This window comes from Streptomyces shenzhenensis, from assembly GCF_003688995.1.
Lineage (GTDB): Bacteria > Actinomycetota > Actinomycetes > Streptomycetales > Streptomycetaceae > Streptomyces > Streptomyces shenzhenensis_A.
In genome coordinates this window covers 119,899-135,198 of record NZ_PENI01000001.1, presented here as the reverse complement: position 1 = coordinate 135,198, position 15,300 = coordinate 119,899, and the positions used below count along the sequence as shown (strand labels likewise).

At 73.0% G+C, this 15,300-nt stretch carries 15 protein-coding genes and 2 tRNA genes; 7 read left to right on the top strand and 10 right to left on the bottom strand.

What is annotated here, in order from left to right; all coding sequences use genetic code 11:
- Positions 1–22: 22 nt before the first annotated feature.
- The 3 genes from CTZ28_RS00595 (at position 23) to CTZ28_RS00585 (ending at position 2,547) form a co-directional block, all read left to right on the top strand.
- Positions 23–96: transfer RNA gene (locus CTZ28_RS00595), tRNA-Met, on the top strand.
- Positions 97–312: 216 nt separating this feature from the next.
- Positions 313–2,172: a TPR domain-containing protein gene (locus CTZ28_RS00590; RefSeq protein ID WP_183154197.1), complete on the top strand. Its 1,860-nt coding sequence runs from the start codon at positions 313–315 to the stop codon at positions 2,170–2,172.
- Positions 2,173–2,473: 301 nt separating this feature from the next.
- Positions 2,474–2,547 (top strand) — tRNA-Met (locus tag CTZ28_RS00585).
- A gap of 79 nt (positions 2,548–2,626) precedes the next feature.
- Here CTZ28_RS00585 and CTZ28_RS00580 read toward each other — a convergent pair.
- From CTZ28_RS00580 to CTZ28_RS00565, 4 genes are all read right to left on the bottom strand, one after another.
- Positions 2,627–3,778: an ABC transporter substrate-binding protein gene (locus CTZ28_RS00580; RefSeq protein WP_121887172.1), complete on the bottom strand. Its 1,152-nt coding sequence runs from the start codon at positions 3,776–3,778 to the stop codon at positions 2,627–2,629.
- On the bottom strand, positions 3,775–4,635 hold the full coding sequence (locus tag CTZ28_RS00575) for an ABC transporter permease (RefSeq protein ID WP_121887171.1): 861 nt from the start codon (positions 4,633–4,635) through the stop codon (positions 3,775–3,777). The genes CTZ28_RS00580 and CTZ28_RS00575 overlap by 4 nt, the downstream gene beginning before the upstream one ends.
- The gene (locus CTZ28_RS00570; protein ID WP_121887170.1) at positions 4,632–5,399 is read right to left on the bottom strand and encodes an ABC transporter ATP-binding protein; all 768 of its coding nucleotides are present in this window, start codon (positions 5,397–5,399) and stop codon (positions 4,632–4,634) included. Before CTZ28_RS00570 ends, CTZ28_RS00575 begins: the two co-directional genes overlap by 4 nt.
- Before the next feature lie 154 nt (positions 5,400–5,553).
- A complete protein-coding gene (locus CTZ28_RS00565) occupies positions 5,554–5,970 on the bottom strand; it encodes a Fur family transcriptional regulator (protein ID WP_121887169.1) in 417 nt (138 codons plus the stop codon).
- A gap of 127 nt (positions 5,971–6,097) precedes the next feature.
- On the opposite strand from CTZ28_RS00565, the gene CTZ28_RS00560 reads away from it, so the two are divergent.
- Entirely contained in the window at positions 6,098–7,567 is a 1,470-nt protein-coding gene (locus CTZ28_RS00560) for a catalase (protein ID WP_121887168.1), read from the top strand.
- 73 nt (positions 7,568–7,640) lie between these two features.
- On the opposite strand, the gene CTZ28_RS00555 is transcribed toward CTZ28_RS00560, so the two are convergent.
- Entirely contained in the window at positions 7,641–8,033 is a 393-nt protein-coding gene (locus CTZ28_RS00555; protein ID WP_121887167.1) for a CBS domain-containing protein, read from the bottom strand.
- 279 nt (positions 8,034–8,312) lie between these two features.
- Positions 8,313–9,113, bottom strand: coding sequence for a histidinol-phosphatase (hisN, locus tag CTZ28_RS00550; protein WP_121887166.1), 801 nt, complete (start codon positions 9,111–9,113; stop codon positions 8,313–8,315).
- Positions 9,114–9,310: 197 nt separating this feature from the next.
- Between hisN and CTZ28_RS00545 the strand changes: the two genes are divergently transcribed.
- Positions 9,311–9,916, top strand: a complete 606-nt coding sequence (locus CTZ28_RS00545; RefSeq protein WP_121887165.1) for a TetR/AcrR family transcriptional regulator — start codon at positions 9,311–9,313, stop codon at positions 9,914–9,916.
- Between the two features lie 175 nt (positions 9,917–10,091).
- Here the strand turns inward: CTZ28_RS00545 and CTZ28_RS00540 are convergent, their stop codons facing one another.
- The 4 genes from CTZ28_RS00540 to CTZ28_RS00525 form a co-directional block, all read right to left on the bottom strand.
- Complete coding sequence (locus CTZ28_RS00540) at positions 10,092–10,415, bottom strand: DMT family transporter (protein WP_121887164.1); 324 nt, start codon at positions 10,413–10,415, stop codon at positions 10,092–10,094.
- Positions 10,416–10,491: 76 nt separating this feature from the next.
- The gene (gene rsgA / locus CTZ28_RS00535) at positions 10,492–11,502 is read right to left on the bottom strand and encodes a ribosome small subunit-dependent GTPase A (RefSeq protein WP_121887163.1); all 1,011 of its coding nucleotides are present in this window, start codon (positions 11,500–11,502) and stop codon (positions 10,492–10,494) included.
- Positions 11,503–11,518: 16 nt separating this feature from the next.
- Positions 11,519–12,835, bottom strand: a complete 1,317-nt coding sequence (gene aroA / locus CTZ28_RS00530; protein ID WP_121887162.1) for a 3-phosphoshikimate 1-carboxyvinyltransferase — start codon at positions 12,833–12,835, stop codon at positions 11,519–11,521.
- A gap of 137 nt (positions 12,836–12,972) precedes the next feature.
- Positions 12,973–13,695: a M50 family metallopeptidase gene (locus CTZ28_RS00525; RefSeq protein WP_121887161.1), complete on the bottom strand. Its 723-nt coding sequence runs from the start codon at positions 13,693–13,695 to the stop codon at positions 12,973–12,975.
- Between the two features lie 114 nt (positions 13,696–13,809).
- On the opposite strand from CTZ28_RS00525, the gene CTZ28_RS00520 reads away from it, so the two are divergent.
- Complete coding sequence (locus tag CTZ28_RS00520; protein WP_121887160.1) at positions 13,810–14,664, top strand: SOS response-associated peptidase; 855 nt, start codon at positions 13,810–13,812, stop codon at positions 14,662–14,664.
- Between the two features lies 1 nt (position 14,665).
- Entirely contained in the window at positions 14,666–15,295 is a 630-nt protein-coding gene (locus tag CTZ28_RS00515; protein WP_121887159.1) for an alpha/beta hydrolase family protein, read from the top strand.
- The last annotated feature ends 5 nt before the right edge of the window (positions 15,296–15,300 follow it).

Below are 15,300 nucleotides of genomic sequence, written 5' to 3'. Positions count from 1 at the left end.
GTGGTAAGGTTTCCGAACACGGCGCGGGGTGGAGCAGCTCGGTAGCTCGCTGGGCTCATAACCCAGAGGTCGCAGGTTCAAATCCTGTCCCCGCTACTGAAATCGAAGGCCCGGATCCTCCAGAGGATCCGGGCCTTCGGCGTGTGCGGACGCGTGGTGAGCGGATCTGCCGATGTGCGGGTCGTCGTGTCTTCGTGGGGACTTGGGGGATGTGTGTTTGACTTGTCTCTCTGTGGGCATGTCGACAAAACGCTGAAGTGACCTCACGGGCTGGGGTATACCGGGTGTACCCAGGTTGCAGGTGGTGCGACGATGGACGTTATGGGGGACAAGGCAAGTCTGTTGGAGACAGGGCGTTTTGCGCAGCCTGCCGACTTTGGGCAGGCTGCCGACCTCGTGCGGCCTGCCGACCTTGTGCAGTCCGCCGACCGTGACGAGGCCGGCGAGGCCGCCGAGGAGGTGCGCCGCCGGCTCGCCGCGGAGGCGGGCGACGCCGAGGCGATGAGCGTCCTCGGGGCCATGCTGCTGCGCCGCGGTGATCTCGACGGAGCCGAACCCCAGTTGCGTGCCGCCACCGCCGCGGGCGACCGCGCCGCCGCCAACAACCTCGGCGTCCTTCTGCATCAGCGCGGCTACCCCGACGAGGCCGCCGGATGGTGGCGGATCGCCGCCGTCGCCGGTTCGTCGGCCGCCGCGCACGCGCTCGGCCGGCACCACCGTGAGCGCGGCGACGAACCCGCGGCGGAGTACTGGCTGCGCCAGTCCGCCGAGCAGGGCCATGTGCTGGGGGCGTACGCGCTCGCCGATCTGCTGGAACACCGCGGTGCGGACGGAGCCGAGCGGTGGCTGCGGGCCGCCGCCGAGCGCGGGCACCGCGAGGCGGCGTACCGGCTGGCGCGGATGCTGGACCGCGCCGCGGGAGCCGGCGGGGGCACCGGGGCCGGCAACGGCGCCCGGAGGTCCGGCCCGGGGGAGGCCGAGCAGTGGTACCGGCAGGCCGCCGCGCGCGGCCACCGGCGGGCCGCGCTCCAGCTCGGGGCGATCCTGGAGCGGCGGGGTGAGCTGAAGGAGGCCGGGCGCTGGTACCTGACCTCGGCCAAGGACGGCGAGGCGCGGGCCGCCTGCGCGCTCGGGTTCCTGCTCCGGGACGCCGGGGACACCGAGAGCGCGGCCGTGTGGTGGCTGCGGGCCGCGCAGGACGGCGACGGCAACGCGGCGAACGCGCTGGGCGCGCTGTACGCCGAGCGCGGCCAGCCGCAGACCGCCGAGCGGTGGTACCGGACCGCGCTGGACGCCGGGGACGACAACGGTGCGTACAACCTCGGACTGCTCTGCGCCGCGCAGGGGCGGATCGGGCAGGCCGAGCAGTGGTACCGGCGGGCCGCGTACGCCGGGCACCGGGAGGCGGCGAACGCGCTGGCGATCCTGCTGCTGCAGAGCGGCGACCCGGCCGGTGCGGAGCCGTGGTTCTCCAAGGCGGCGGAGGCGGGCAGCGTGGACGCCGCGTTCAACCTGGGGATCCTGTACGCCGGGCGGGGCGAGGAGCGGGTGGCGCTGCGCTACTACGAGCGGGCTGCGGCGGCCGGGCACACGGAGGCGGCGCTGCAGGTCGGGATCGCCCGGCTGCGGGAGGGGGACGAGCAGCAGGCGGAGCGGCATCTGCGGTGCGCGGCGGGGGCCGGCAGCGCGGAGGCGGCGTACCGGCTGGCCGCCCTGCTCGACGCGCGGCGGCCCGCGCGGTCCGCGCACGAGCTGGGGGAGTCGGTGCACGAGAAGACCGAGTGCGAGGAGTGGTACGAGCGGGCGGCAGGTCAGGGGCACCGGCGCGCGCAGGTGCGGGTCGGGATGCTGGCCGCCGCGCGTGGCGATGTCGTGGAGGCGGCGCGGTGGTACCGGGAGGCGGCCGAGGCCGGGTCCCGGAACGGGGCGTTCAACCTCGGGCTGCTCCTGGCCCGGGAGGGGAGCGAGCCGGAGGCCGCGGTGTGGTGGACGCGGGCCGCCGACGCCGGGCACGGCCGGGCGGCCCTGCGGCTGGCCCTCGTCTACGCCCGCCGCGGGGAGCTGGTCGAGGGGCAGCGGTGGGCCGACCGTGCGGTGACGCTGGGGCCCGCGGAGGTCGGCGAGCGTGCGGCTCGGTTGCGGGATGCGCTGCGGGAGGAACTCTCGGCGTAGTTCGGTTGCGGTGCGCTGGTCCGTGCGGGTGTGTGGGGGCTGGGTGCGCAGTTCCTCGCGCCCCTGGGTTGGTTGTGCCCGGGGTTGGCTGGTGGGTGCGGGGGCTGGGTCTCGCCGTGGGGGGTGCGGTGCGTCGGCCTGTGCGGGTGTGTGGGGGTTGGGTGCGCAGTTCCTCGCGTCCCTGGGTTGGTTGTGCCGGGGGTTGGCAGGCAGGCACAGGGGGAGAAACAGGGCCCTGGGGCGTGGGGGCGTTATCGATTTGCTTCTGGGGGCGGCGCTCACGTAATGTTGCGTTCACCGACGCGGGGTGGAGCAGCTCGGTAGCTCGCTGGGCTCATAACCCAGAGGTCGCAGGTTCAAATCCTGTCCCCGCTACTGAAACCGAGGGCCGGAGTCCAGGCAAGGGACTCCGGCCCTCGGCGTATGCCCGGCGAACGGGCAGCAGGGCGGCGCTTCAGGGGGCGTGGCCCACCGCCTCCTCGTACAACGAGCGGTCCACCGTCTTCGACTCCGGCAGGGCCGCACCCTCGGTGACGCCCTGGGCCCGGTAGGCGGACTGGAGGCGGGCGACGGTGCCGGATCTGATCTCCCAGTCCATGCGGAGCGACGGCGTCGACTTCAGGACCGCCGCATCCGTCTTCAGGAGCTTCGCCAGGTAGGTGACGAACCCCGCATCCTTCTTGTAGTCGCCGGCGAAGTAGGTGTCGACCGTGCGGATGTAGGCCCGGAGCAGGGCCACCCCGGCGTCCACGTCGTCCTGGAGCAGCGAGGGGCCGTACAACATGCCGCCCAGCGGCTCCCCGAGCGGCTGGCCGCCCAGGAACGCATAGCCCCGCTCCCCGTCCACCCGGCGCCACACCGGGTCGAGGAGCCACGCCGAGTCCACGCCGCCGCTCTGCAGGGCCGTGAGCACATCCGCCGAGCCCAGCTGCTGGTAGCGGATCTCGTCCAGGCCACCGCCGTGCCGGGCCAGGGCCCGCTGCATCGGGTACGCGATCACCGACCCCTTGCCGATCATGGTGCCCATGGTGCGGCCCGCCATCGGGACCTGCGCCGCGCTCTCGCCGTCCGCCAGCTTCACCCACAGGCCGCTCTTCGACTCCGGGTCGGGCGAGAAGTTGCCCGCGACCCACTTGATGTCGAAACCGCCGCGGACGCCGTTCATCACGGCCGCCTCCGGAGCCGCCCAGAGGGCGTCGATGTCGCCCTTGGCCAGCAGCGGCAGCGCGTCCGGCGTGGGCAGCACCCGCAGCGTGACATCCAGCCCGTCCGCCGTGAACTCGCCCTTGTCCAGGGCGACGTGCAGCGGGGCCGCGTACTCCGCGCTCAGCGTCCCGGTGGCGATGGTGAGCTTCCGGCGCTGGGCCGGCGGCCGGGCGGCCGGGGTCCGCGGTGCGCAGCGGGCCGGTGCGCGGTCGGCGGAGAGGTCCGCCGGGTCGGTCCAGGACGCCGTGCCGCAGCCGGCGACCGTGCGGACCGTGCGGTGTTCCGTCCCGGACCGCGGCGGGGCGTCCCCGGAGCGCGCCGACGAGCAGCCGGCCGCCGCCAGCAGGGCCGCGACCACGGCGAGCGCCGTCCCCCGCCCGGGGCCGAGGCGTTTCCTCATGACTGCCCCCGTCCCCGGTCCCGCGGCGCCCAGGGGGTGAGCAGCCGGCCCGCGATCCGGACCAGCTCGGAGAAGAGCACCCCGAGCACGGCCACGCAGACGATCCCCACGAACATCACGTCGTTCTGGAACAGCGCGCGCGAGTCGAAGATCAGATGGCCCAGGCCGTCCGCCGCGGCGATCTGCTCCGAGGCGACGATCACCAGGACCGCCACGCCCGCCGCGATCCGCGCGCCGACCAGGACCGACGGGAGGGAGGCGGGGAGCAGGACGTGGCGGAACATCTGCCACGGTGAGGCGCCGAAGACCCGCCCGGCATCCCGGTGGCCGGCCGGGACGGCGATCACCGCCGACATCGTGGAGATCCAGACGAAGAAGAAGACGGTGGCCGCGACCAGGGCCACCTGCGGGCCCTCGCCCAGGCCGAACATGTTCAGGAAGACGGGGAGCAGGGCCAGCTTCGGCACGACGTACAGGGCGTCAAGGAGCGGTTCCAGGGCCGCCCGTACCAGGGGGAGCGACCCCATCAGGAGGCCGAGCAGGTAACCCGTCGCGGTGCCGACGGCGTAGCCCGCCAGCACGCGGCGCAGCGTCGCCCACACGTCCGGCCACAGCTCGCCGGCCGCCGCCCGGTCCCAGCCGTCGGCCAGGATCGTGGACGGGGCCGGATAGACGCGGTCGTCGATCCAGGCGCGGCTCGCGGCCAGCTGCCACAGCAGGACGAGCAGCAGGGGCACGGCGACCGCGAGGGACAGCTCCAGGGCGCGGCGCCGGCGGTGGGCGCCGACCGGGTGCAGTTCGCGGACGCCGGGACGGCGGACCAGGACCGTTGCCCGGTCGGGGAGCACGGTCGTCATGCCGGCACCGCCTCCTTGCGCAGCAGGTCCCACAGCTCGCCCTTGAGGGCCGTGAAAGCGGGCGCCGAGCGGATGCCGCCGGTGCGCGGGCGCGGGAACGGCGGGCGCCGCTCGGCGATGATCCGGCCGGGACGCGCGGACATCACCAGGACGCGGTCGCCGAGGACGATCGCCTCCTCCAGGCTGTGCGTGATGAACAGGGTGGTGGTGTGCAGCGCCTGGGTGATCTCCAGCAGTTCGTCCTGGAGGATGGTGCGCAGCTGGGCGTCCAGCGCGGCGAACGGCTCGTCCATGAGCAGCAGTTCGGGTTCCACCGCCAGGGCGCGGGCGATCGCCACGCGCTGGCGCATGCCGCCCGAGAGCGTCGCAGGGTAGGCGTGCGCGAAGTCCGCGAGGCCCAGCCGGGCCAGCCAGTCGGCGGCGCGGGCGTTCGCCTCGCGGCGCGGGACGCGCTGGACGTCCAGGCCGAAGCGCACGTTCGCCTGGACCGTCTTCCAGTCGTAGATGCCGTAGTCCTGGAAGATCATGGCGACCGGGTGCGGGCTCGTCGTGCGGATCTCCAGCGTGCCCGTGCTGGGGCGCAGCAGGCCCGCGGCGATGCGCAGCAGCGTGGACTTGCCGCAGCCGGAGGGGCCGACGACGCAGACGAACTCGCCGGCGGCGACGGTGAGGCCGAGGGGGCCGAGGGCGTCGACCGTGTGGGGGGTTCGGCCGAAGGTACGGGTCAGATCGGTGGCTCGGAGTTTCGGATACGGCTCTCCCACGGGCGTCTCCTCGCGGAGTGCGGAACGGACTGGTGGGCGCCGTTGACCATATGACGGGCCGTCAGATTCAGGAAGCCCGTACGCAGCACAAAGCCCCGGCATCCGTCGGTGCCGGGGCTCGTCGGGCCGCCGTCAGGCGGGTGCGGGGCTGCGGCTAGGCGCTCGCACAGTCCGGGCACACCCCGCGGTAGGTCACCTCGACGTCCGAGACCGCGAAGCCGAAGCGCTCCGAGTCGGGGAGATCGGCGAGCGGGTTCCCGTTCGGGTGGACGTCGCGGATCGCGCCGCAGCGGGCGCACACCAGGTGGTGGTGCGGCCGGTGGGCGTTCGGGTCGTAGCGCTTGGCCCGCTTGTCGGTGGCGACCTCCAGTACCTCGCCGAGCGAGACCAGCTCCCCGAGGGTGTTGTAGACGGTCGCGCGGGAGATCTCGGGCAGCCGGGTGACGGCCCGGGCGTGGACCTCGTCGGCCGTCAGATGGACGTGCTCGCCGTCCAGGACCTCGGCCACGACGCGCCGCTGCGCGGTCATCCGCCATCCGCGTCCGCGCAGCCGTTCCAGAAGGTCACTCATAAAGCCCAGCCTAACAGTCGAGGGGACCAGGTCGCGAACAGGTGTGACTTTGGATCGCCATTTGACTTAGACAGTGTCCATTGTAGGATCGAGTTCGGCCTTGGCCAAGCGACAGGATCAGTGCAAAGTGACGCAGGAGGCGCACGTGACGCAGGGACCTCTCACGACGGAGGCCGGTGCTCCGGTTGCCGACAACCAGAACAGCGAGACCGCGGGTGTCGGCGGCCCGGTGCTCGTCCAGGACCAGCTGCTGCTGGAGAAGCTGGCCCACTTCAACCGCGAGCGCGTCCCGGAGCGCGTGGTGCACGCGCGGGGCGCCGGTGCGTACGGCACCTTCACGGTCACCGCCGATGTCACGCGGTACACGCGCGCCCGGTTCCTCTCCGAGGTCGGCAAGCGGACGGAGACCTTCCTGCGCTTCTCGACCGTGGCCGGCAACCTGGGCGCCGCGGACGCGGTCCGCGACCCGCGCGGCTTCGCGCTGAAGTTCTACACCGAGGAGGGCAACTACGACCTCGTCGGCAACAACACCCCGGTGTTCTTCATCAAGGACGCCATCAAGTTCCCGGACTTCATCCACACCCAGAAGCGCGACCCGTACACCGGCTCGCAGGAGGCGGACAACGTCTGGGACTTCTGGGGGCTGTCGCCCGAGTCCACGCACCAGGTGACCTGGCTGTTCGGCGACCGCGGCATCCCGGCCTCGTACCGCCACATGAACGGCTACGGCTCGCACACCTATCAGTGGAACAACGAGGCCGGCGAGGTCTTCTGGGTGAAGTACCACTTCAAGACCGACCAGGGGATCAAGAACCTGACCCAGGCCGAGGCCAACAGGCTCGCCGGCGAGGACCCCGACTCCCACCAGCGCGATCTGCGCGAGGCCATCGAGCGGGGCGAGTTCGCGAGCTGGACCGTGCAGGTGCAGATCATGCCGGCGGCCGACGCGGCGGCGTACCGCTTCAACCCGTTCGACCTGACCAAGGTCTGGCCGCACGCGGACTACCCGCCGATCGAGATCGGCAAGCTGGAGCTCGACCGCAACCCGGAGAACATCTTCGCCGAGGTCGAGCAGTCGATCTTCAGCCCCGCGCACTTCGTGCCCGGCATCGGCCCGTCCCCGGACAAGATGCTCCAGGGCCGCCTCTTCGCGTACGGCGACGCCCACCGCTACCGCGTCGGCATCAACGCCGACCACCTGCCGGTGAACCGCCCGCACGCCACCGAGGCGCGCACCTACTCCCGTGACGGCTTCCTCTACGACGGCCGTCACAAGGGCGCGAAGAACTACGAGCCGAACAGCTTCGGTGGCCCGTTCCAGACCGACCGGCCGCTGTGGCAGGCCACGGCGGTCGCTGGCGGCACGGGCGACCACCCGGCACCGGTGTACGCCGAGGACGATGACTTCGTGCAGGCCGGCAGCCTCTACCGGCTGATGTCCGAGGACGAGAAGGAGCGCCTGATCGGCAATCTGGCGGGCTTCATCGCCAAGGTGTCGAGGGACGACATCGCCGAGCGCGCGATCGGCAACTTCCGCCGGGCGGACGACGACTTCGGCAAGCGGCTGGAGGCCGCGGTCCAGGCCCTGCGCGGCTGATCACCAGCACTGGACCGCTTGCCGTGGCGCGGGCCGGACTCCTCGGGTACGGGGATTCCGGCCCGTTGGCAGGTCAGGCCGGCACCCGCTGCCGCCGTGGCGCCCAGCAGCGGATGATGTCGCGGACCGAGACGATGCCCGCGGGCTCGCCGTGGTCCAGGACGATCAGATGGCGGAATCCGCCGTGCGCCATCGCGTGGGCCGCCTCCTCCAGCGTCCAGGTCGGGGTGGCGAACACGACGTCGTTGGTGGTGTGCGCGTGGGTGCGTTCCGTGTCCGGGTTCTGGCCCAGGCCCACGGAATTGAGGATGTCGCGCTCGGTGAGGATGCCGATGGCGCCGGCGTCGGGGTCGAGGACGATCGCGGCGCCCACGCGGCGGGCGGACATCAGGGCGGCGGCTTGGCGGAGGGTGTGTGCGGGGCCGATGGTGAGGACCACCGTGCTCATGGCGTCGCGAACGAGCATGGGATGGAGCCACCTCCTAGGGAGAATCCTCCGGCGGAATCCGGACCGACCGAGCGACGTGGTGACCTGGCGACGGAGTGGCCGACCGGCTGATCACGGGATCGAAGGACCGGCAGATCGGCGGACCGGCGCATCGATGGATCGACACGTCGACGAATCGATAGTTCGCGGATTCACAAATTCACAAATCGGGGGGACTTTCAGAGTCGCAGGCAAAGCGCGAGTCAACAAGGGGGCGCGTGCAGCGGACCGAGGGCGTGCGCAGGCAGCCCAGGTTTCTCAGTAGCGCTGGTTGAGATACCCCAGCAACTCGTCGTGGAGCAGCCCGTTGGACGCGGCGGCGTTGCCGCTGTGCGGGCCCGGGCGGCCGTCGAGACCCGTGAAGGTGCCGCCGGCCTCCGTGACGACGATCGCCGTCGCCGCCATGTCCCAGAGGGACAGCTCGGGCTCGGCACACATGTCCACCGACCCCTCGGCGACCATCATGTAGGGCCAGAAATCGCCGTACGCGCGCGTGCGCCAGACCTCGCGGGTGAGGTCGAGGAAGCCGCCGAGCCGGCCCTGGTCCTCCCAGCCGGACAGCGAGGAGTACGCGAAGGACGCGTCCGCCAGCCGGGAGACGCGCGAGGCGTGGATGCGGGCCGCGGAGGACAGGCTGCGGCCGGTGAAGGCGCCATGGCCCCTGGCGGCCCACCAGCGGCGGCCCAGGGCCGGTGCGGAGACCACCCCGACGACCGGCTGGTAGCCGCCCTCGCCCGCCTCCGTCAGCGAGATCAGGGTGGCCCAGACGGGCACGCCCCGCACATAGTTCTTGGTGCCGTCGATCGGGTCGATCACCCAGCGGCGGGGCCCGGTGCCCTCGATGCCGTACTCCTCGCCGAGGACCGCGTCCCGGGGCCGGGCGCGCTGGAGCTGGCTGCGGATCAGCTCCTCGGCGGCCTTGTCCGCCTCGCTCACCGGGGTCATGTCCGGCTTGGTCTCCACCTTGAGGTCGAGGGCCTTGAAGCGGGACATTGTCGCGGCGTCGGCCGCGTCCGCGAGGACGTGGGCGAGGCGGAGGTCGTCGAGGTAGTCGGGCATGTGATGCACCGTATCCGGCCCGGTCGCGGCGCGGCCAGCGGGGGCCGCGGGCGAGGACGCCGCCCCGGCGCGCCCGGCTCGGCCGAGACGGTGGCGCACAACCGTCCCCGGGAGGCGCACCCGCTACGCGAACTCTTGACAGTGCCGGGAGGCGCGTCAAACCTGGGCGCAGAGCCGCTCACCCCAGGGAGGCGACGATGCCTGCTGCCCGGGAATCCCTGCTGGACGCCGCCTACACCGCGCTCGTGCGGCGGCCGTGGTCCGCCGTGCGGATGGTGGACGTGGCCGCGGCGGCCGGAGTGTCCCGGCAGACCCTCTACAACGAGTTCGGAAGCAAGGAAGGGCTCGCCCGGGCGCTGGTGCGCCGGGAGGCCGACGGCTATCTCGCCGGGATCGAGCGGGCCCTGGCCGGTGGCGTCGAACCGCGTGAGCGGCTCACCGCCACCGCCGAGTGGACCGCCGCCCTCGCCCGCGACAATCCGATCGTGCGCGCCATGCTCACCGGCTGCTGGAGCGAGCGGCTGCCCGCGCCGACGCTGTCCGCCGTGCCGTCATCCTCCGCCGTGCCGGCGCAGCGCCGCGCGGACGGGCCGCTGCCGTCGCCCGGCGACTTCGTGCAGATCGTGCGCGACCGGGCGCTGGTGGCCCTGACCGGGCCGGGCGCGGTGAGGGTGGCCGGCACCGAACTGGCCCGCTCCTGCGAGCTGGTGGTGCGGCTCGCGCTGTCCTGCGTGGCCGCGCCGCCCACGGAGGGCGGGATCGCCGAACTGGTACGGGACGCACTGCACCGCCAGCCGGTGTGAACCCTAGGTCCTGTCGTCAAACTCCCGTCGTCCGCCCGGAGGGCGGGCCCTGCGGCGTCGTGGGGGTGCCCCCTCTGGTCGAGCGGAGCCGAGAGCTTGGGGGAGCGTGCATGGCGTCGTGGGGCTGGGGGCACCTCCCGGCCGGAGGCTGGGGGAGGGAGTTTGACGACAGGGCCTAGTGGGACGAGCCCGACAGTTGGAGGCCGATCACGCCGATGATGACCAGGCTGATCGAGACGATCTTCAGCGTCGACACCAGGTCGCCCAGGAAGACCATGCCGTAGATCGCGGTGCCCGCGGCGCCGATGCCGGTCCACACGGCGTAGGCGGGACCCACGTCCAGCTTCTTCAGGGAGAGGGTCAGCAGGCCGAAGCTGCCGAGGGCGAAACAGGCGAACGCGATGGTCGGCCACAGCCGGGTGAAACCGTGCGATAGCTTCAGGCAGACCGCGAAGCCGGTTTCGAGCAATCCGGCCACGACGACCAGCAGCCACGCCATGTGCTGTCCTCCCGTATGTCCGGCTCGGTGCGATTATGCACTTGCCAGGCCCGCGCCCCCGCAAACACCGCTGAGGTCAGTCGCCGTCCCTGCGTTCCCGTGTGGCCAGCAACCGGCGCAAAGAGTACAGGCGTGCCGGGTCCGCGTGTCCCTCGGTCACCCATTCGTCCAGTGCGCAGTCCGGTTCGTCGTGGCTGCACGCGCGCGGGCAGCCCTCGGTGCCTGGCTCCAGGTCCGGGAAGGCGTGGATCACGCGGGACGGGTCGATGTGGGCGAGGCCGAAGGAGCGCACCCCCGGGGTGTCGACGACCCAGCCGTCCGCGTCGCCCAGCGGCAGCGCGAGCGCCGACGTGGTGGTGTGCCTGCCGCGGCCCGTCACCGCGTTGACGTGCCCCGTCATGCGCCGGCGGTCTTCCGGGACCAGGGCGTTGACCAGTGTGGTCTTGCCGACGCCGGAGTGGCCGACGAACGCGGTGACCTTGTCCGCCAGATGCTCCCGCACCCGGTCCGCCGCGGCCCCCTCCTCCAGTTCCAGGCGGCTGGTGACGACGTGCGGGATGTCCAGGTCGCCGTACAGGTCGAGGAGCTTGCCGGGCGGGGCCAGGTCCGACTTGGTGAGCACCAGCAGCGGGTCGAGGCCGCCGTCGTAGGCCGCGACCAGGCAGCGGTCGATCAGCCGGGGGCGGGGCTCGGGGTCGGCGAGGGCGGTGACGATGGCGAGCTGGTCGGCGTTGGCGACGACCACCCGCTCGTACGGGTCGTCGTCGTCCGCGGTACGGCGCAGTACCGAGGTGCGCGCCTCGATGCGGACGATCCGCGCGAGGGTGTCCTTCCGGCCGGACAGATCACCGACCAGCGCCACCCGGTCGCCCACGACGGCCGCCTTGCGGCCCAGCTCGCGGGCCTTCATCGCCAGGACCGTACGGCCCTCGACGAGGCAGGTCAGCCGGCCCCGGTCCACGGTGAGGACCATGCCCTCGGCGGCGTCCTCGTGCTTGGGCCGGATGTTCGTGCGGGGCCGGTTGCCCTTGCGGTTCGGGCGGGTGCGGATGTCGTCCTCGTCGGTGTGCTTGCCGTAGCGGCGCATGATCCCGGTCCGCCCGTCAGTTCCCGAGCATCCCGGCCCACAGTTCGGGGAAGTCGGGCAGGGTCTTGGCGGTGGTCGCCACGTTCTCGATCTGCACGCCCGCGACCGCCAGACCGATGACGGCGCCGGCCGTCGCCATGCGGTGATCGTCGTACGTATGGAAGATCCCGCCGTGCAGCGCGCGCGGGCGGATGTGCAGGCCGTCGGCGGTCTCGGTCACGTCACCGCCCAGCTCGTTGATCTCCTTGGTGAGCGCGGCCAGCCGGTCCGTCTCGTGCAGCCGCAGGTGGGACACGCCGCGCAGGGTCGACGGGGAGTCCGCGAGCGCGGCGAGCGCGGCGATGCCCGGGGTCAGCTCGCCCACGTCGCCCAGGTCCACGTCGATGCCGTGGATCGCGCCGGAGCCGGTGAACTCCAGGCCGTACTCGGTCAGCGTGCAGGAGCCGCCCATCTCGGTGAAGATCTCGCGCAGCCGGTCACCCGGCTGGGTCGTGCGCGCCGGCCAGTCGGGGACGAGCACCTTGCCGCCGGTGACCAGGGCCGCGGCCAGGAACGGCTGGGCGTTCGACAGGTCCGGCTCGATGGTGAGGTCGCGGCCCAGCAGGGCGCCCGGAGCGACCCGCCAGACGTTCGGCTCGCCGCCCGACTCCGGGGTGTCCACCTGGGCGCCGACCGCGCGCAGCATGTCGACGGTCATCCGGATGTGCGGCAGGGAGGGCAGCGAGGCGCCGGTGTGGCGGACCTCGACGCCCTGGTTGAAGCGGGGCCCGGACAGCAGCAGCGCCGAGACGAACTGGGACGACGACGAGGCGTCGACCGACACCGGACCGCCCTCCAGGGCGCCGCTGCCGTGCACGGTCAGCGGCAGCGCGCCCCGGCCGTCGTCGTCGATCCGGGCGCCGAGCTCGCGCAGGGCGTCGATCACGCCGTGCAGCGGGCGCTCGTACGACCTGGGGTCGCCGTCGAAGCGGACCGGGCCGTCGGCCAGCGCGGCGACGGGCGGCAGGAAGCGCATGACGGTGCCGGCGTTGCCGACGTCGACCGAGGCCGGGCCGTGCAGGCCCGTGGGCAGTACCCGCCAGGCCTCGCCGGAGCCGTCCGGGCCGACCCCTTCCTCGATGCCGACGCCCATGGCGCGCAGGGCGCCCGCCATCAGCAGGGTGTCGCGGGAGCGCAACGGGCGGCGCAGCCAGCCCGGTTCGGAGGCGAGGGCGGCGAGGACGAGGGCGCGGTTGGTGACGGACTTGGACCCGGGCACGTGGACCGTCGCGTCGACGGCTCCGCTCGCGTGCGGGGCGGGCCAGAGGGCGGTGTGCGCGGTGTTCGGGGCCATGGCCCCACTTTAGTGGGCGGGGACGGCCGGGCGCGGGTGCGCGCTTTCCGGACGGCGATGTGCGGGGCGTCGCGTTGTCGGGTGCGGCGCCGTGCGGGCTGGGCGCTCAGGTCCCCGCGCCTCTTCGGGGCGGGCCCTCATCCCCGTAGCAGCCACCGTCCCCCGCCGATCAGTGAGCACAGCGACACCGTGTGGAACAGGAACAGCCACAGCCACGCCGGCACATGGGTCAGGCGCGACAGCTGGTCCGCGTCCGAGTCGCCCGCTCCGCCCCGCGCCCGCTTGGCCTGCAGTTCGAAGGCCGGCCGCACCCCGCCCAGCAGCAGGAACCACACCACCGCGTACCCGAACGCGGCCTGCACCTGCGCGCCGGCCAGCCAGGACACCAGCAGGAAGGTGCCGCCGGTGAGGAGCACGGTCAGCGCCCCGTACGCGTTGCGGATCATCACCAGCATGGCGACGAGCAGGGCGGTGGCCAGCCAGAGCAGGAGCGTGATGTGCCCGGCGGCCAGCAGCGCGGCCCCGCCCAGGCCGAGCAGCGGCGGCGCGGTGTAACCGGATGCCGCGGTGAGGATCATGCCGAGGCCGTGCGGCTTGCCCCGGCTGACGGTGAGGCCGCTGGTGTCGGAGTGCAGGCGGATGCCGGTGAGCTGCCGGCCGGTGAGCAGGGCCACCAGGCCGTGCCCGCCCTCGTGCGCGATGGTGATGGCGTTGCGCGAGAGGCGCCACAGCCCGTGCGGGACGACCACGGCGAGCGCCGCGGCCAGGGTGGCCAGCACCACCCACAGGTCCGGGTCGGGCTGGGTGCCCCACAGCCGGTCCCAGAGGTCGGGCAGCGCGGTCGATGCGGTGCTGTCCATGTGGTGCGGTCGCTCCCTCTGGTCGGGCTCCGGCCGGGCTCCGGTCGGGCCGGTCGGGTCGGGTGGGTCGGAGACGGTGGCCGGGTGGCGGGTGGGCCTGGCAGTGTGGCACGTATGTGCGGACGGTATGCAGCGAGTCGTAGGCCCGAGGATCTCGCAGGAGTCTTTGAAGTCGAGGTGGGGGTCCCTCCTGTCGGCGCGGAGTCGAGCACTGAGGGGAAGCCGCCGGAGGAGACTTTTCAGGCCGACTACAACGTGGCGCCCACCAAGGAGGTCTACGCCGTCCTCGACCGTCCGTTGAAAGACGCCGACGACCCGCGTCCGGTTCGCCAGCTGCGCCGGCTGAAGTGGGGTCTGGTGCCGTCCTGGGCCAAGTCGCCCGAGGGCGCCGCCCGGATGATCAACGCCCGTGCGGAGACCGTGCACGAGAAGCCGTCGTACCGTCGTGCCTTCGCCGCCCGGCGCTGCATCCTGCCCGCCGACGGCTACTACGAGTGGGTCACCGGCAAGCAGGAGCGGGACCTGGAGGTCGCGGGCAGGAAGAAGCGGCCGCGCAAGCAGCCGTACTTCGTGCTGCCCGCCGACGGCTCGGTCTTCGCGATGGCGGGCCTGTACGAGTTCTGGCGGGACCGGACCCTGCCCGACGACCACCCGCAGGCCTGGTGGGCGACCTGCTCGGTGATCACCACGGAGGCGGAGACCACCCCGCTGGCCGTGGCGCCCGCGGAGGGGCCGCACAGCCTCGCCGAGATCCACCCGCGGATGCCGCTGATGCTCACCCCGGACCGCTGGGACGCCTGGCTCGACCCCGCCCGCACCGAGGCCGAGGACCTGCGCTCGCTGCTGGAGCCGCCGCCGCACGGCCTGCTGCGCGCCTACCCGGTCTCCACGGCCGTCAGCGACGTCCGCAACAACGGCCCGGAGCTGCTGAAGGAGCTGGCGGGGCCGGAAGCGGGCACACTCTTCTGACGTGACCACAGAGATCATCGGTACGGACGCGGGGGACGCCCGCATCACCTGGCACCCGGCGCGGCGGCCCCGGTTCGTGCTGGCCGTGGGCCATGGGGCGGGCGGCGGCATCGAGGCGCGCGACCTGCGGGCGCTCGCGGCGGCGCTGCCCGCCCACGGCGTCACCGTGGCCCTCGTCGAGCAGCCCTGGCGGGTGGCGGGCCGGAAGGTCGCCCCGGCCCCGAAGACCCTCGACACCGGCTGGCGCGGGGTCTGGCCCGCGCTGACCGCCCCCGGGCTGCCCGTGATCTCCGGCGGGCGCAGCGCCGGGGCCCGGGTCGCCTGCCGCACCGCGCACGAGCTGGGGGCGCACGCGGTCCTCGCCCTGAGCTTCCCGCTGCACCCGCCGGGCAAGCCCGAGAAGTCACGGGCCGCGGAGCTGCTCGGGGCCGGGGTGCCCACGCTGGTCGTCCAGGGCGGCAACGACCCGTTCGGCAGGCCGGACGAGTTCCCTGCGGGTGCGTACCGGCTGGTCGAGGTGGCGCACGGCGACCACGGCCTCGCCGTGCCCAAGCGCGCGGAGATCGGCCAGGAGCGGGCCCTGGAGATCGTCACCGACGGCGTCGCGGAGTGGGTCGCGTCACTCGGGTGACGCCC

Bases quoted from the DNA above. Each gene is read 5' to 3' on its own strand.
- CTZ28_RS00520 (WP_121887160.1), top strand. From the start codon at position 13,810: ATGTGCGGACGGTATGCAGCGAGTCGTAGGCCCGAGGATCTCGCAGGA.
- CTZ28_RS00545 (WP_121887165.1), top strand. From the start codon at position 9,311: ATGCCTGCTGCCCGGGAATCCCTGCTGGACGCCGCCTACACCGCGCTC.
- CTZ28_RS00540 (WP_121887164.1), bottom strand. From the start codon at position 10,415: ATGGCGTGGCTGCTGGTCGTCGTGGCCGGATTGCTCGAAACCGGCTTC.
- CTZ28_RS00590 (WP_183154197.1), top strand. From the start codon at position 313: ATGGACGTTATGGGGGACAAGGCAAGTCTGTTGGAGACAGGGCGTTTT.
- hisN (WP_121887166.1), bottom strand. From the start codon at position 9,113: ATGCCCGACTACCTCGACGACCTCCGCCTCGCCCACGTCCTCGCGGAC.
- CTZ28_RS00525 (WP_121887161.1), bottom strand. From the start codon at position 13,695: ATGGACAGCACCGCATCGACCGCGCTGCCCGACCTCTGGGACCGGCTG.
- CTZ28_RS00555 (WP_121887167.1), bottom strand. From the start codon at position 8,033: ATGCTCGTTCGCGACGCCATGAGCACGGTGGTCCTCACCATCGGCCCC.
- CTZ28_RS00565 (WP_121887169.1), bottom strand. From the start codon at position 5,970: ATGAGTGACCTTCTGGAACGGCTGCGCGGACGCGGATGGCGGATGACC.
- CTZ28_RS00580 (WP_121887172.1), bottom strand. From the start codon at position 3,778: ATGAGGAAACGCCTCGGCCCCGGGCGGGGGACGGCGCTCGCCGTGGTC.
- CTZ28_RS00575 (WP_121887171.1), bottom strand. From the start codon at position 4,635: ATGACGACCGTGCTCCCCGACCGGGCAACGGTCCTGGTCCGCCGTCCC.
- rsgA (WP_121887163.1), bottom strand. From the start codon at position 11,502: ATGCGCCGCTACGGCAAGCACACCGACGAGGACGACATCCGCACCCGC.
- aroA (WP_121887162.1), bottom strand. From the start codon at position 12,835: ATGGCCCCGAACACCGCGCACACCGCCCTCTGGCCCGCCCCGCACGCG.